Annotated in this window: 15 protein-coding genes; 10 read left to right on the top strand and 5 right to left on the bottom strand. The window is 73.1% G+C overall.

The window, feature by feature from the left end; translation table 11 throughout:
* Together DJ010_RS08890 and DJ010_RS08885 are read right to left on the bottom strand one after the other, a co-directional pair.
* Positions 1-3,534 (bottom strand): ATP-binding protein, encoded by a 3,534-nt coding sequence (locus DJ010_RS08890; RefSeq protein WP_109693315.1) that lies wholly within the window; start codon positions 3,532-3,534, stop codon positions 1-3.
* A gap of 43 nt (positions 3,535-3,577) precedes the next feature.
* Positions 3,578-4,315 carry a DinB family protein gene (locus tag DJ010_RS08885; RefSeq protein ID WP_109693314.1) on the bottom strand — a complete coding sequence of 246 codons (738 nt, stop codon included), beginning with the start codon at positions 4,313-4,315 and terminating at the stop codon, positions 3,578-3,580.
* Between the two features lie 92 nt (positions 4,316-4,407).
* Here DJ010_RS08885 and DJ010_RS08880 point away from each other — a divergent pair, with 92 nt between their 5' ends.
* From DJ010_RS08880 to DJ010_RS08860, 6 genes are all read left to right on the top strand, one after another.
* A complete protein-coding gene (locus DJ010_RS08880) occupies positions 4,408-5,217 on the top strand; it encodes an SHOCT domain-containing protein (protein ID WP_109693313.1) in 810 nt (269 codons plus the stop codon).
* 62 nt (positions 5,218-5,279) lie between these two features.
* Positions 5,280-5,417: a hypothetical protein gene (locus tag DJ010_RS22040; protein WP_158282977.1), complete on the top strand. Its 138-nt coding sequence runs from the start codon at positions 5,280-5,282 to the stop codon at positions 5,415-5,417.
* Between the two features lie 184 nt (positions 5,418-5,601).
* Entirely contained in the window at positions 5,602-5,958 is a 357-nt protein-coding gene (locus tag DJ010_RS08875) for a TraR/DksA family transcriptional regulator (protein ID WP_109693312.1), read from the top strand.
* Positions 5,959-5,962: 4 nt separating this feature from the next.
* Entirely contained in the window at positions 5,963-6,691 is a 729-nt protein-coding gene (locus tag DJ010_RS08870) for a VIT1/CCC1 transporter family protein (protein ID WP_109693311.1), read from the top strand.
* Positions 6,691-7,278: an RNA 2',3'-cyclic phosphodiesterase gene (gene thpR, locus DJ010_RS08865; RefSeq protein ID WP_109693310.1), complete on the top strand. Its 588-nt coding sequence runs from the start codon at positions 6,691-6,693 to the stop codon at positions 7,276-7,278. Before DJ010_RS08870 ends, thpR begins: the two co-directional genes overlap by 1 nt.
* A gap of 9 nt (positions 7,279-7,287) precedes the next feature.
* Positions 7,288-7,896: a trimeric intracellular cation channel family protein gene (locus DJ010_RS08860; protein WP_109693309.1), complete on the top strand. Its 609-nt coding sequence runs from the start codon at positions 7,288-7,290 to the stop codon at positions 7,894-7,896.
* Between the two features lie 22 nt (positions 7,897-7,918).
* Here DJ010_RS08860 and pntB read toward each other — a convergent pair whose 3' ends face one another.
* The 3 genes from pntB to upp form a co-directional block, all read right to left on the bottom strand.
* Positions 7,919-9,340 carry a Re/Si-specific NAD(P)(+) transhydrogenase subunit beta gene (gene pntB, locus DJ010_RS08855; protein ID WP_109693308.1) on the bottom strand — a complete coding sequence of 474 codons (1,422 nt, stop codon included), beginning with the start codon at positions 9,338-9,340 and terminating at the stop codon, positions 7,919-7,921.
* A 5-nt stretch (positions 9,341-9,345) separates the two neighbouring features.
* Entirely contained in the window at positions 9,346-10,902 is a 1,557-nt protein-coding gene (locus tag DJ010_RS08850; protein ID WP_109693307.1) for a Re/Si-specific NAD(P)(+) transhydrogenase subunit alpha, read from the bottom strand.
* A gap of 129 nt (positions 10,903-11,031) precedes the next feature.
* Entirely contained in the window at positions 11,032-11,673 is a 642-nt protein-coding gene (gene upp, locus DJ010_RS08845; RefSeq protein WP_109693306.1) for a uracil phosphoribosyltransferase, read from the bottom strand.
* Positions 11,674-11,726: 53 nt separating this feature from the next.
* Between upp and DJ010_RS08840 the strand changes: the two genes are divergently transcribed.
* From DJ010_RS08840 to DJ010_RS08825, 4 genes are all read left to right on the top strand, one after another.
* Entirely contained in the window at positions 11,727-12,209 is a 483-nt protein-coding gene (locus tag DJ010_RS08840; RefSeq protein ID WP_109693305.1) for a tRNA adenosine deaminase-associated protein, read from the top strand.
* A gap of 26 nt (positions 12,210-12,235) precedes the next feature.
* On the top strand, positions 12,236-12,667 hold the full coding sequence (locus tag DJ010_RS08835; RefSeq protein ID WP_109693515.1) for a nucleoside deaminase: 432 nt from the start codon (positions 12,236-12,238) through the stop codon (positions 12,665-12,667).
* Between the two features lie 124 nt (positions 12,668-12,791).
* Positions 12,792-14,141, top strand: coding sequence for an LLM class flavin-dependent oxidoreductase (locus DJ010_RS08830; RefSeq protein ID WP_109693304.1), 1,350 nt, complete (start codon positions 12,792-12,794; stop codon positions 14,139-14,141).
* A gap of 68 nt (positions 14,142-14,209) precedes the next feature.
* Positions 14,210-14,785 carry a TIGR03086 family metal-binding protein gene (locus DJ010_RS08825; protein WP_109693303.1) on the top strand — a complete coding sequence of 192 codons (576 nt, stop codon included), beginning with the start codon at positions 14,210-14,212 and terminating at the stop codon, positions 14,783-14,785.
* Positions 14,786-14,799: the final 14 nt, after the last annotated feature.

Below are 14,799 nucleotides of genomic sequence, written 5' to 3'. Positions count from 1 at the left end.
TCACGATGGCGTCGGGGTGTGGAAGTTGCGTTGAAGTCCCGACCAGGCCAGCCACCGCTCATGCGCCCCGATCCGTGAGTACGACGCCGCGGCGTCCTCGTGAGCGTCGGCGGCCGCCCCGTCGCCGCGCCGCTCGAGCGCCTCGGCCCGCGTCCGTCGTACGGCTGCGGCGAGCCAGGCCAGCCCGTGCTGCTCTGCCACCTCGAGCGCGCGCTCCAGCCCCCGGTCGGCGGACCCGGTGTCGCCTCCGGCCTCCGCCACGACCGCGGCGGCCAGGGCCACCTCGGCCGCGAGACCGTGCCAGCCGGTTCCGTCGCCGACGACCCGCTCGGCGGCGGCGACGTGCTGGCGTGCGGCAGCAGGGTCGGCCGCGGCGAGCAGCCGGGCGAGCGCGGCCCGGACGGCCACCTCGCTCGGCACCTGCGGGCCGGACACGGCGAGCGCGAGCGCGCGGTCGAGCGCGGTCCGGGCCCCGTCGGTGTCGCCGAGCGCCGTCCGCGCCGTGGCCAGCCAGCGCAGGTTGGTGAGCGCGTCGTGGCGGTCGCCCGCGGCCTCGTCGTGCGCGACGGCGGCCGCCCACGACGCCTCGGCCGCCTCCCAGTCGCCCTCGAGGAAGGTCAGCATCCGCCGCGCCGTGGCGGTCTGGTCGAGCACGGCGACCGCCTCCCGCGCGCCGGACAGGTCGCCCTGGAGGCAGAGCGCGAGCGCCAGCTGGTCGGCGGCGGTCTGGTGGCCGTACTCGAGCGTGTCGAACCGCGGCTGCCCCAGCGCGCGGCGGCACCAGGTCCGCGCCAGAGCGGGGTCGAGCAGGTAGCCGTTGGCCATCAGGGCGGCGGCGTTGACGGTGCCCCAGCCCAGCGTCGGGTCCGCGACCTCGTGGGCCGCGCGCCAGGAGCGGTCGAGGTGGGCGAACGCGCCGGCGGTGTCGCCCCGGTTGAAGGCCGCCCAGCCCGACGCCCAGTCGGCGAGCGCCGCCGCCCCGCGTCGGCCCGACTGCTGCGCGATCGCCACGACGAGGTCGGCGGACTCCTGGAGCAGGTCGGTGCGCAGGCCGAACATCGCCGCCTGGGTACGACCGAACGCCAGCAGGAAGGTGTGCCGCGGGTCGGTCCCCAGCCGGTCCGCGGCGTCGAGGTGCTCCAGCGCCCGCGGGATGTCCATCACCGAGTGGTGCAGGCTGAGCGCGCCACCGAGCCGGCTGTGGATCACCGCGGCGCGCTCGTCCTCGCCGGCGGCGGTGTACTCCCGCAGGGCGACGTCGAGCAGCTCGACCGCCCGGTCGAAACCCTGGGTGGAGCGGATCCGCAGCCCGGCGACGACCACGCACACCTCCGCCAGCCGGGTGCCGCCGGCCGACTGGAGCAGCTCCACGGCCGCCTCGGCGTGCTCGATCGCCTCGTCCCAGGCCGCCAGGCTCTCGGCCTCGCGGGCCGCGCTCAGGCACCAGTCGACGGTGTCGGCGGTCGGGGCCGACGCGCCGGCGCCCCGCAGGTGCAGCGCGACGGCGGAGCTGCCCGGTCCCCCGGGCACCGTCGTCGCCGCCAGCACCTGGGCACAGCGGGCGTGCATCCGCCGCAGCTGCTGTCCCGACAGCCCCTCCCGTACGGCGTCGCGGACCAGGTCGTGCGGGAAGGTGTAGGTGCCTGCCCACGACCGTCCGGACTCCACGAGCAGGCCGGACCGCACGGCGTCGTCGAGGCCCTCGGCCACCTCGTCCTCGCCCGCCTCCAGCACCCGGGAGAGCACCCCGAACTCGACCTGGCCCGTCAGCACTGCCGCGCCGACGAGCACCTGCTGGGTCACCGGGGCCAGCTCGCGCAGCCGGTGGCGGAGGGCGTCGCGGATCCCGGACGGTACCTCGGCGGTGTCGTGGGTCCCTCCGGCCAGGTTCCGGCCGACCTCGGTCGCGAAGTAGGGGTTGCCGCCGGTGCGCTCCCACACCTCCTGCGCGGTCGTCGGTCCCAGGGCGGCGATGTCGCCGAGCACCTCGCCCAGCAGCGTCGCGGTGGCGGTGACGTCGAGCCGGCCGAGCGCGATGCGGTCGACCAGGGGGTTGCGCGACAGCGTTCCGAGCAGGTCGCCGAGCGGTTCGTGACGGGCGCCCGGCGGGTCCCTGAAGCAGAGCACGAGGAGCACGCCGGCGGGCAGTCGTTCGGCCAGGTGGCGGAGCAGGAGGGCGCTGGCGCGGTCGATGCGTTCGGCGTCCTCGACCAGGACGAGCACGGGGCCGGACGCGGCGAGCCGGTGCACGAGCTGCACCGCGGCGGCGTACAGCGCCGCCTGCTCCTGGGCCGCCTGCTCCTGGACTGCTCGCTCCTGGGGCCCCTGGCCCTCGCCCGCCGTGGGCGCGGCCGCGGCGATCCGCTGGAGCGGCAGCCGGACGCCGTCCGGCAGGTCTGCGATCGTGGCGGTGACGAGCTCGGTGCTCTGCAGCGCGTCGGCGATCGCGTGGTAGGCGCGGCCGGTGCCCTCGGACCGGCCGACCAGTGCCGGTCGCCCGGCCCGGGCCGCCTCGGCCGCGAGCTCGGCGACCAGCCGGGTCTTGCCGATGCCCGCCTCGCCCGACAGCAGCACCACCCGACGCCCGCCGCCGGCCGTCGTCGCCCAGGCCGCCGACAGCCGGTCCCACTCCGCCTCGCGGCCGACCATGGGGGAGCGCGCGGCGGCGTCGAGGAGGGCGTCAGGCAGGCCGGGGGATGCACCGTCGGGCAGTGCCGCCGCTGGCGGAGCCGACGCGAGGTCGGTGACGGCGACCGACGGATCGCCCGCCAGCACGGGGTCCTGGCGCAGGATCTGCTGCGAGAGCTGCTGGATCTCCGGTCCGGGGTCGAGGCCGAGCTCGTCGGCGAGCGACTCCCGCAGCCGGCCGTACGACGCCAGCGCGTCCGCCTGCCGACCGGACCGGTAGAGCGCGACCATCAGCTGCTCGCAGAACCGCTCGCGGAACGGGTGCGCCGCCACCAGCGCGTCGAGCTCGGCGACCGCCTCGCGATGGCGGCCGCGCTGCAGCTGCGCAGCGCCGCGCACCTCCAGCGCGGCGAACCGCAGCTCGTCGAGCCGGGCCACCTCAACCACCGCCTGCTCGACGTCGGGCAGCTCGCCGAACGGGCCACCGCGCCAGAGCGCGAGGGCCTCCCGGGCGGCGGTCTCCGCCCGCTCGGCCTGGCCGAGCCCCAGCGCCTCCTGGCTCCGTCCGACCAGGTCCTCGAACAGATCGGCGTCCACCTGGTCCCGGGCCGGCGCGAACCGGTAGCCGCTCGGACCGGTCGTCAGCAGGTCCGCGGCGTCGTGCTCACCGAGCCATCGCCGTACGGCGGACACGTGGCTGCGCAGTGTCGTATCAGCCCCCGCCGGGGCGTCGTCGCCCCAGAGGTCGTCGACGAGCAGAGCGGTGCTGACCGGGCGTCCCCTGCGCAGGAGCAGGGACGCCATCAGCTGGCGCGGCTTGCGGCCGGGCGGTGCGGACGTGCTGCCGTCCTCCCTGACCACCTCGACGGGGCCGAGGACGGAGAACCGCGGGCCGACCGTCGCCACGTCCGGGACACTAGCCGCGCGCAGCCGCGCTCGCAGCGGGTTGTCAGACCGTGTTCTCCACGGCGATCGCGTCGAGGTCGCGCAGCGCGTAGCGCAGGTGCTCCCACTCCTCCTCGAGGACCACGTGCAGGCACGCGCGGACCGACTCCGTCCGGTCGGGGGCCCACGGGTTGGGGCGCGGCTCGTCCAGCAGGTCGGGCGTCGCCGCGGCGACGAACTCGCGCACCATCGCGACCCGTTCGGCACGGACCGCGAGCACCTCGTCGTACGACGGCTGCTCGTCGGTGAAGACCGAGGTGTCGTAGCCGTCGGTGGCGTACTCGGCGTTGGGCACGCCGATCGGGTGGTAGGGCCGGTCGACCCCGAGCACCGCGCCGCGCAGCCAGGTGTCGGTCGCCATCACCAGGTGGCGCAGGGTCTCGGCGAACGACCACTCGCCGTCCACGCGGACGTCGACCGAGCCGTCGGGCATGGTCGCTGCGCGGTCGACAGCCGCTGCCCAGGCGTCCTCGACGGCGGCCCAGGCGGCTGCGAGCTCCTCGGGCGTGCCCGCCCGTCGGTCGGCGCGTCCGGGGAAGCGGCGGTTGAGCTCGGCCTCGACGAACGGGACGACGTCCACGCCGTTGACGAGCAGCGCGGCGTCGCCGTTCATGAGCCAGGGGGCGTCGATGTCGGCGTCGTCGACCTCGACTGCGCGCAGCACCGCGCGGGAGAGGTCGGTGCGGACGAAGCGAGCGCCGCGCAGGTCGGCGTCGACGAACTCGGGTCGGGTCTCGGTCACGGTCTCCTCCTGGTGTTTGGGCACTGCCTACCATCCGCTGGCGACACCGAACTCCGCACCGGAACCCTTCTCTGGCGGTAGGTTCCGGGGCCATGAAGCTCGCATCTCTCGGCGTGGTGACCGCGCTGATCGGAGTTTTCCTGGGCATCCCCGGCCTGATCGGGGTCGGGGCGCTGTGGGTGGTCGTCGGCCTCGTCGTGTGGCGGTTCGTGCAACCACGGATCAAGGCGCGGGAGCAGGCGGCGGCCGAGCCCGGCCCCGACGGGAAGCCGGCGGCGCCCAAGACCCCGTGGGTCGGTGCGGGGTCGTTCGTGGTCGGCACGGCGATCTACATGGTCCTTGGCATCCCCTCGCTCCTCGTCGGCGCGCTCCTGATCGGCATCCCCGACGAGCACGAGAACTGGCGCTGGCTCCCGCTCGTGATCGGGGTGATCGCGGTGGGCATCGGCGTGCTCAGCGGCGTGCTCTACCTGACGGGCAGTGCTCTGAGCGCCGCGGCGGGCCCGGCGCCGACGGTCCCCGCGACCATCCGGATCCGGTCCGTCCGCGAGACCGGCACCTACATCAACGAGCGGCCGCGGCTGGAGTTCGAGCTCCGGGTGGAGCCGGACGCCGAGACCGAGGCGGCGCCGTACGACGTCACCAAGAAGGCCACCGTCCCCTTCACCGCCATCGGGTCGCTGCGCGTCGGAGACGGGTTCCGTGCCCTGGTCGCCGGTCCCGAGGACCCGACCTCGATGGAGATCGACTGGGACACCCCGGTGCCCGGCACGGCCGCCGCCCCGACCGGCGCCGGGGACGTGACCGCCCGCCTCGCGCAGCTCGAGGAGCTGCGCCGCCTCGACCAGATCACCGTCGAGGAGTACGAAGCCCAGCGCGAGCGGATCCTCGGCACCCTCTGAACCCACGCCGAACGTCCCGCCGAACCGACCCCATCGCCCCGAGGGCGTGGCACGATGAAGGGGTGGCGAACCCCGACTTCCGCAAGCTCCCCGAGCCGGTCGACCTCGACCAGGCCGTCCCCGAGGTCGACACCCGTCCGGTCCAGGACCCCGACGGCGACCGCAACACCGCCCTCTACGAGGCCACCCGCGACTCCTGACCGGTCGAATCGGCCCTCGTGTCGGTTGAATCGGCCCTCGTGGTCGGTCGAATCGTCCCTTGTGGTCACTTGAGTCGTCGATCGTGGCGTCCTGGTTGACGACAAGGGACGAATCAACCCGCCACGAGGGAGGAATCAACCCGCCACGAGGGAGGAATCGACCTTCGTCGGGGAGCATGGTGGGGTGGCGAGGCGGGATGAGGACGAGGTGCGGGAGCGGCTCGAGGGCGAGCGGGCGCAGACGATCCGGCGGCTGGGGGACCTGACCGGCGACTACGACGCGGTGGTGGCGGCGTCGCGGGACACCAACGCCGACGACGAGCACGACCCCGAGGGGGCGACGATCGCGTTCGAGCGGTCGCAGGTCGGCGCGCTGATCCGGCAGGCGCGTGCCCACCTCGAGGAGGTCGACCACGCGCTCGCCCGGGTGGCGGACGGCAGCTACGGCACCTGCGAGAGGTGCGGGGGACCGATCGCCGAGGGCCGGCTGGAGGCGCGGCCGGTGGCGCGCACGTGCATCGGGTGCGCTGCGCGACAATGAGCACATGAGTGAAGCAGCGCCGATCGAGATCGGCGGCCATGCCGGTGAGCCGCACGAGGAAGGGTTCAACGACCGGCTCAACTGGCTGCGGGCCGGAGTGCTCGGCGCCAACGACGGCATCGTGTCGGTCGCCGGCATCGTGCTGGGCGTGGCCGGCGCCACGACGGACCGTACGGCGATCCTCGTCGCCGGCGTGGCCGGCCTGGTCGCGGGAGCGATGAGCATGGCGGCCGGTGAGTACGTCTCGGTCAGCACCCAGCGCGACTCCGAGGAGGCGCTGCTGGCGAAGGAGAAGCGCGAGCTGCGCGAGGACCCGGAGGACGAGCTCGCCGAGCTGGCCGGGCTCTACGCCGAGAAGGGACTCGACGAGGACCTCGCCCTCGAGGTGGCCCGCCAGCTCACCGCCAAGGACGCGCTGGCCGCCCACGCCGAGGTCGAGCTCGGCATCGACCCCGACGACCTCACCAACCCCTGGAACGCAGCGCTCGCCTCGATGCTCGCGTTCACGGTCGGCGCGCTGCTCCCGCTGCTGACGATCCTGCTGGTGACGCCCGACCTGCGCGTCTGGGTGACCGTCGCGGCAGTGACCGCCGCGCTGGCGCTCACCGGTTGGGCGAGCGCCCGGTTCGGCTACGGCTCGGCGAAGCGGGCGGTGCTGCGCAACATCGGCGGTGGGTTGCTCGCGATGGCAGTGACCCACCTGGTCGGTCAGGCCGTCGGGACCCAGGTCTGATGGGCGTCCGCATCTTCGCCGCGATCGTCCCTCCGGCCGACGCCGTCGAGCACCTCGACGACTTCCTCGACCCGCGCCGCGACGCCGTACGCGACGAGGGGCTCCTGCGCTGGACGATCGCCGAGCAGTTCCACGTCACGCTGGCCTTCCTGCCCGACGTGGCCGACCACCTCGTCGACGAGTACGTCGACCGGCTGGCCGACGGCCTCGCCCGCACGCCGGTCCCGGTGCTGCGGCTGGCGGGGCCGCTCACCTTCCCGAACGCCCACGAGACGCGGGCCCTGGCCGTCGGAGTGGTGCCCGAGAGCGAGGGCGCCGACGTCGTGCTGGAGCGGATGGCCGGCCGCGCGCGCAACGCCGCGGTCGCCGTGGGCACCGAGGTCGACGGCCAGCGGTTCCGCCCGCACCTCACAATCGCCCGGCTGCGCCGGGCGAGCGACACCACCAACTGGGTGCGCCTGCTCGAGACCTACTCCGGCCCCGAGTGGCCCGTCCTCGAGGCGGCCGTCATCGCCTCCCACCTCGGCCAGGGACCGGGCGGACGCCCGCGCTACGAGACCCTCGCCGAGATCCCCCTCGGCCAGTAGCGCGCCGTCATGCTGCTCCTCGTCCTCGACCTGCTCGGGATCGCCGTGTTCGCGGTGTCGGGTGCGCTGCTCGCGGTCCGGCAGCGGTTCGACATCGTCGGCGTCCTGGTGCTCGCGACCCTGACCGGGCTGGGCGGCGGCTGGATCCGCGACGTCCTGATCGGGGTGGCGCCGCCGACCTCGCTCGAGGACTGGCGCTACCTCACGGTGCCGGTGGCGTGCGGCCTGGTCGCGTTCTGGTTCCACCCGGCACTGGAGCGGGTGGACCGGCCCGTCATCGTGTTCGACGCGTTCGGGCTCGGCCTCTTCGGCGTCGCCGGCGCGCTGAAGGCGGCCGAGCACGGCGCCGGGCCGGTGGCGGCGGCGATCCTCGGCATGGTCACCTGCATCGGCGGCGGCATCATCCGCGACGTGCTCGCCGGCAGGGCCCCCGTCGTGCTCACCACCGGTGAGCTCTACGCGATCCCCGCCCTCGCCGGCTCCGCCGTCGCGGCGGCCGGTTTCGAGGTCGGGCTCCCGACCGTCGCTGTCGCGATCCCCGCGGCCGCGCTCACGATCGGCTGGCGGCTGCTCGCGATCTGGCGCGGCTGGAAGGCGCCGCTGCCGAAGTCGTCCTAGGGTCCCGACAGCGGCGACCCCGTCACTCCGGCAGGTTGTGGATGATCTCGTCGACCTTGTCCTTGGCGTCGCCGAAGAGCATCCGGCTGTTCTCGCGGAAGAACAGCGGGTTCTGCACGCCGGCGTAGCCGGTGGCCATCGACCGCTTGAAGACGATGACCTCGCGGGCGTTCCAGACCTCGAGCACGGGCATGCCGGCGATCGGGCTGCTGGGGTCCTCGGCCGCGGCCGGGTTGACGGTGTCGTTGGCGCCGATGACGAGCACGACGTCGGTGTCCGGGAGGTCGTCGTTGATCTCGTCCATCTCGAGCACGATGTCGTAGGGCACCTTGGCCTCGGCCAGCAGCACGTTCATGTGACCGGGGAGGCGTCCGGCGACGGGGTGGATCCCGAACCGGACGTCGACGCCGCGGGCCCGGAGCTTCGCGGTCAGCTCGGCGACCGGGTACTGCGCCTGCGCGACGGCCATGCCGTAGCCCGGCGTGATGACGACCGAGGACGCGTTCGCGAGGACGTCCGCGGCCTCGGCGGCCTGGACCTCGCGGTGCTCGCCGTAGTCGGTGTCGGCACCCGCCGGGGCCTCGATCCCGAAGCCGCCGGCGATCACCGAGATGAACGAGCGGTTCATCGCCTGGCACATGATGTAGCTGAGGTAGGCACCGGAGGAGCCGACCAGGGCGCCGGTCACGATGAGCAGGTCGTTGCCGAGCAGGAAGCCCGATGCTGCCGCCGCCCAGCCGGAGTAGCTGTTGAGCATCGACACCACGACCGGCATGTCGCCGCCCCCGATCGAGGCGACCAGGTGCCAGCCCAGGGCCAGCGCGAGCGCCGTCAGGACGACCAGCAGGACGTCGGCGGAAGCGGAGTCCCGCGAGTCGGTGCCCACGTAGAGGACGGTGAGGATCGCGAAGAGGACCAGCGAGCCGAGGTTGATGAAGTTCTTGCCGGGCAGCATCAGCGGGGCGGACTTGATCCGCGCCGACAGCTTGAGGTTGGCGACGATCGAGCCGGTGAAGGTGACCGCGCCGATGAAGATCCCGATCGCGACCTCGGCCTCGTGGATGTTGGCGAGGCTGCCGCCGTGGTGCGGACCCTCGAGGTGTCCGTTCCACCCGATGAGGACGGCGGCGAGACCGACGAACGAGTGCAGGGCGGCGATCAGCTCGGGCATGCCGGTCATCTCGACGATGCGGGCCCGCCACAGCCCGATCACCGCACCGATGCCGATGGCGCCGAGCATGAGGACGATCGAGAGGTAGTTGTCGGTGTCGAGGGCGTGGTCGAGGACCAGCAGCACCGTCATCGCCAGCGCGACGGTCATGCCGACCATGCCGTAGGTCAGGCCGCTCTTGGCCGACTCGTGCCGGGACAGGCCGGCCAGCGAGAGGATGAACAGCAGCGAGGCGACGATGTAGGCCCCGCCGGTCACGGAGAAGATGTCCATCGTGCTCAGGCCCCCTTGCTGAACATGCCGAGCATGCGCCGGGTGACCGCGAAGCCACCGAAGATGTTGATCGAGGCCACCAGCACGGCGATGGCCGCGAGCACCTGGATCGCGACGTCCTCGCTCTCCAGCTGCAACAGCGCACCGACGACGACCACGCCCGAGATCGCGTTGGTCACCGACATCAGCGGCGTGTGCAGCGCGTGCGCCACCTTGCCGATGACGTAGTAGCCGATCACGATCGAGAGCATCAGCGTCGTGAAGTGCCGTGGGATCGGGTCCGGCGCGGTGGCGTTGACCAGCCAGAACGCCGCGATCCCGCCCAGGACGACGGCCATCCGCCCGCGCGCGGTCAGCGCCGGCTTCGGCTCCTTCGCCTCCGGTGCGGGAGCGCCGGCGGTCTTCGGCGTCGCCGAGACCTGCACCGCCGGCGGCGGCCACATCACCTCGGACCGGGACTCTGCCCCGTCATCGGTGGCACGGGTGACCGTCACTCCGCGCTGGACGACGTCGTCCAGGTCGAGGGTGAGCTCGCCGTCCTTCTCGGGGGTGAGCAGCTTGAAGAGGTTGACGATGTTGGTCCCGTAGAGCTGCGAGGTCTGGGCGGGCAGCCGGCCGGCGAGGTCGGTGTAGCCGAGGATCGTGACGCCGTGGTCGGTCACGACCCGCTGGTCGGTCTCGGTGCCGGCGACGTTGCCGCCGTTGGCCGCGGCCATGTCGACGATCACGCTGCCCGGCCGCATCGCGGCGACGGTCTCCTCGTGGATCAGCTTCGGCGCCGGACGGCCGGGGATGAGGGCCGTGGTGATGACGATGTCGGCGTTGCGGGCCTCCTCGTCGTACATCGACGCGGTGGCCGCCTCCTGCTCGGCGGTCATCTCCTTGGCGTAGCCGTCGGTGCTGACCTCGCTCTCGAAGTCGACCTCGACGAAGGTGCCGCCGAGCGACTCGACCTGCTCGGCCACCTCGGGGCGTACGTCGAACGCGCGGACCACCGCGCCCATCGCGGCTGCCGCGCCGATCGCCGCCAGTCCGGCGACGCCGCCGCCGACGACGAAGACGCGGGCCGGCGGCATCTTGCCCGCGGCGGTGACCTGGCCGGTGAACATCCGCCCGAACTCGTGGGCGGCCTCGACCACCGCGCGGTAGCCCGCGACGTTGGCCATCGAGGACAGCACGTCCATCGACTGGGCGCGCGAGATCCGCGGCACGGCGTCCATCGCGAGCGCGGTCACGCCCTGCGCGGCCAGCTGCTCGACCAGCTCCGGGCTGCGCGCGGGCGCCATCATCGAGATGATCGTGGCGCCGGCGCGCAGCCGGGCGATCTCGTCAGCGGTCGGCGCGTTGACCTTCACCACGATGTCGGAGCCCCAGACGTCCTCGCTGCTCCCGACCGTCACCCCGGCGTCGGTGAACGCCTCGTCGGCCTGGTCGGCCAGCGCTCCGGCACCGGACTCGACGACGACGTCGTAGCCCAGCCCCTGGAGCTGGGCTGCTGTCTTCGCGGTCGCGGCGACGAGGGTCTCGCCGGTCTTCGACTCGCGGGGCACTCCGATGCGCATTCCTGCCTCGTTTCCGGCTGGCGGTCCGGGGATCCAGCGCAGGTCAACCTACACAGGGGCGCGGGCCGGCAGCCGAGGTTGTCCGTAAACCAGCCGATCGGCGGATACGAGGTGTGGTAAAGGCCTCGGTCAGCCCACGACGCCGTACAACCGGTCGCCTGCGTCGCCGAGTCCCGGCACGATGTAGCCCTTGTCGTTGAGGCGCTCGTCCATCGCCGCGGTGACGACGGTCACCGGCACGTCGAGGCCGGTCAGCTCCTCCTCCAGGCGTGCGCAACCCTCGGGCGCGGCCAGCAGGCAGACCGCGGTGATGTGGTCGGCTCCGCGGTCGGTGAGGAAGCGGATCGCCGCGGCCAGGGTGCCGCCGGTGGCGAGCATCGGGTCGAGCACGTAGCACTGCCGCCCGCTGAGGTCGTCGGGCAGGCGCTCGGCGTACGTCGACGCCTCGAGCGTCTCCTCGTTGCGCACCATGCCGAGGAAGCCGACCTCGGCGGTGGGCAGGAGGCGCATCATGCCGTCGAGCATGCCGAGGCCGGCCCGCAGGATCGGTACGACGAGCGGCCGCGGCGTCGCCAACGTCACACCCGTGGTCGGGGCGACCGGCGTGGAGATGTCCTTGTCCTCCACGCGCACGTCGCGCGTCGCCTCGTAGGCGAGCAGCGTGACCAGCTCGTCGGCGAGGTTGCGGAACGTCGGTGAGTCGGTCGTCTCGTCGCGGAGCACGGTCAGCTTGTGGGCGACGAGCGGGTGGTCGACGACGAGGGTGCGCATGCCCGAACCCTAATGCTCTGGCCTCCTGTCGCCTCAGGTGTCACCCTGGGAAGGTGACCGCGTCGGATGCTGTCGACTTCGCCCTGGCCGCCTACCGCGAGGAAGGCGTGTGGCAGGTCGCCGAGCTCACCCACGACCACGTGGACGACGTCGAGACGCTCGCGTCGGCGTTGCGCCGGCTGCCGGGCGACCACGGCGCGGTCGGCCTGGTCGCGATCGACGAGGACTTCTTCGTCCTGGTGCGCGTCGCCGGCCAGCACACCCGCGTGCTGCTGTCCGACGTGACGGCGGCCGCGGAGTGGGAGCTGGCCGCGTCCGCGGTCGAGTTCCTCAACCTGCCGATGCCCGAGGACGAGGACGAGCCCGAGGCGGCCGGTGACCTCGACCTGCTCGGCGACCTCGGCCTGCACGCGATGGACCTCGCCGCTCTGCTCGACGACGAGGAGCTCTACCCCGACGAGATGCTCTCCGACGTGGCCCGCCGGCTCGGGTTCGGCGAGCTCTTCGACGACGCGGTCGACCTCGCCTCCGCGTGAACCTTCGTGCCCGCTGGCGCGAGCCGATGCTCGCCGCCCTCGAGGAGGCGCGCGCCGCGCTCGCGACCGGCGACGTCCCGATCGGCGCCGTCGTCGTGGACTCCGCGGGGTCGGTCGTCGGCACCGGCCGGAACGTGCGCGAGGCCGACGCCGATCCGACCGGCCACGCCGAGGTGGTCGCGCTCCGTGCGGCGGCACGGGACCGGGGCGAGTGGCGCCTCGACGGCTGCACGCTGGTGGTGACCCTCGAGCCGTGCACGATGTGCGCCGGCGCCGCCGTGCTCGCTCGGGTCGACCGCGTCGTCTTCGGCGCCTGGGACCCGAAGGCCGGCGCCGCCGGCTCCCTCTGGGACGTCGTCCGCGACCGGCGCCTCAACCACCGCCCCGAGGTCGTCCCCGAGGTCATGGCCGCCGAGTCCGCGGCGCTGCTGGAGGACTTCTTCGCCTCCCAGCGGTGAGGCGGCACGGGACGTCATCCGTCCCGCACCTCCCGGGGTGCCGGTCGTCCGACTTCCCGGCCTCCTGCTTGGACTTAACTGTAGTATGTCGGTCAACTTACCCGACTCTAGCGAAAGCAGTGCGATGTCCCGACAGCTCCACCTCGGCGGCTTCATGATCGCCAGCCAGGTCACCCACTCCCACGCCGCGTGGCGGCACCCCGCCTCCGACGCCGGCGGCTTCCTGCGACCCGACTACTACCACCGCATCGGGCGGATCCTCGAGCGCGGCACGTTCGACTTCGTGTTCTTCGCCGACCTGCTGGCGGTGCCGACCAACTACGGCGGCGGGCACGACGAGGCGCTGCGTCGCGGCACCCAGGCCAGCGCGACCCTCGACCCGAGCCTGGTCGCGACGAGCATCGCGGCGGTGACCCAGCACCTCGGGGTCGCGATCACCAAGAGCACGACGTACTTCCATCCGTTCGAGCTGGCGCGCATTTTCGGCACCCTCGACCACTTGTCGCAGGGGCGGGTCGCCTGGAACATCGTGACCTCGCTGAGCTCCGCCGAGGCGCGGAACTTCGGCCTGCAGCAGGCCCTCGACCACGACCTGCGCTACGACCGGGCGCAGGAGTTCGTCGAGGCCGCCATCAAGCTGTGGGAGAGCTGGGACGCCGACGCGCTCGTGCTCGACAAGGAGAGCGGCACCTTCGCCGATCCGGCCAAGGTCCACGCCGCCGACCACGACGGGCTGTTCTACAAGACCCGCGGCCCACTCCCGACGCCACGCTCCCCGCAGGGACGGCCGGTGTTCATCCAGGCCGGGTCGTCCGGCAAGGGCAAGGACTTCGCGGCCCGGTGGGCCGAGGCGGTCTTCGAGATCGACCCGACGCCGGAAGGTCGCAAGGCCTACTACGACGACGTGAAGAGCCGGGCGAGCGACCACGGGCGCAACCCCGACCACGTCAAGATCCTCCCCGCGTTCGTCCCGTTCGTCGCCGAGACCGAGTCCATCGCCCGCGAGAAGCAGGCCTTCCACAACGAGCTCGCCGACCCGATCTCGGGCCTGATGACGCTGTCGGTGCACACCGACCACGACTTCAGCCAGTACGACCTCGACGCGCCGGTCGACCAGGTCACCGTCGGCGGCTCGCAGGGCCTGTTCGACCTGGCCAAGCGGCTGTCCGACCGCGACAGCCTCACCCTGCGCGATGTCGGCAAGCTCTACGCACAGGGTGTGATGCTGCCGCAGTTCGTCGGCACCGCGTCCGACGTCGCGGACCAGATCGAGGACGGCTTCCGCAACGGCGAGGCGGACGGCTGGATGCTCTCCTGCGCGCAGTCGCCGGGCACGTTCAACGACTTCGTCGACCTCGTCGTGCCCGAGCTGCGCCGGCGCGGGCTGTTCCGCGAGAAGTACCACGGCACCACGCTGCGCGACCACCTCGGCCTCACCGAGACGACCGGCGCGCCGGTCGGCGCCGGCGTCTGACCGTCGCCGTACGACGCCAGGCCGGCCGGGCGCCGATGAGTTCCTCGCGCCCGGCCGGTCCATCGTTCATGGACACCATCGACTTCGGGCCGGCGACCACCACGATGCGCGGGCTGGTCGCTGCGGTGACCGACGACCAGCTCACGTGGCCGACCCCGTGCGAGAAGTACACCGTCGGCGACCTCGTCGACCACGTGGGCGGGCTCGCGCTCGCGTTCACGGCGGCGGCACGCAAGGAGGACCTGCCCGGTGCCGAGCAGGGCGGCAGCGGCGACGCCTCGCGCCTCGAGCCCGCGTGGCGCGACCGGATCGACGGCTCCCTCGCCGGGCTCGCCGAAGCCTGGCGCGACCCCGCCGCCTACGAGGGCGTCGCGAAGGCGGGCGGCATCGAGATGCCCGGACCGATCGCGGCCGCGGTCGCCCTCAACGAGGTGGTCGTCCACGGGTGGGACCTCGCAACCGCGCTCGGCCGCCCGTTCGAGGTCAGGGACTCCGACGTCGCGGCGTGCATGGCGTTCGCCGAGCCGTTCTCGACCCCCGAGTCCGCCGACCAGCGTGGCGACGCGTTCGGGCCCGTCGTACCGGTGCCGGACGCCGCCCCGCCGCTGGAGCGGTTGCTCGGGATGATGGGCCGTCACGCCTGACCCTGCTCGATTTC

Source organism: Nocardioides silvaticus (assembly GCF_003160695.1).
In the GTDB taxonomy this organism is placed as follows: domain Bacteria; phylum Actinomycetota; class Actinomycetes; order Propionibacteriales; family Nocardioidaceae; genus Nocardioides; species Nocardioides silvaticus.
Note: the sequence above shows the minus strand (reverse complement) of the source record. Positions and strands in the feature narration are given on the sequence as shown.

Excerpts from the sequence above, each read along its gene's own strand:
- DJ010_RS08860 (WP_109693309.1), top strand. The coding sequence starts at position 7,288 with ATGCTGCTCCTCGTCCTCGACCTGCTCGGGATCGCCGTGTTCGCGGTG.
- DJ010_RS08870 (WP_109693311.1), top strand. The coding sequence starts at position 5,963 with ATGAGTGAAGCAGCGCCGATCGAGATCGGCGGCCATGCCGGTGAGCCG.
- upp (WP_109693306.1), bottom strand. The coding sequence starts at position 11,673 with ATGCGCACCCTCGTCGTCGACCACCCGCTCGTCGCCCACAAGCTGACC.
- DJ010_RS08850 (WP_109693307.1), bottom strand. The coding sequence starts at position 10,902 with ATGCGCATCGGAGTGCCCCGCGAGTCGAAGACCGGCGAGACCCTCGTC.
- DJ010_RS08825 (WP_109693303.1), top strand. The coding sequence starts at position 14,210 with ATGGACACCATCGACTTCGGGCCGGCGACCACCACGATGCGCGGGCTG.
- DJ010_RS08830 (WP_109693304.1), top strand. The coding sequence starts at position 12,792 with ATGTCCCGACAGCTCCACCTCGGCGGCTTCATGATCGCCAGCCAGGTC.
- DJ010_RS08835 (WP_109693515.1), top strand. The coding sequence starts at position 12,236 with ATGCTCGCCGCCCTCGAGGAGGCGCGCGCCGCGCTCGCGACCGGCGAC.
- pntB (WP_109693308.1), bottom strand. The coding sequence starts at position 9,340 with ATGGACATCTTCTCCGTGACCGGCGGGGCCTACATCGTCGCCTCGCTG.
- thpR (WP_109693310.1), top strand. The coding sequence starts at position 6,691 with ATGGGCGTCCGCATCTTCGCCGCGATCGTCCCTCCGGCCGACGCCGTC.
- DJ010_RS08880 (WP_109693313.1), top strand. The coding sequence starts at position 4,408 with ATGAAGCTCGCATCTCTCGGCGTGGTGACCGCGCTGATCGGAGTTTTC.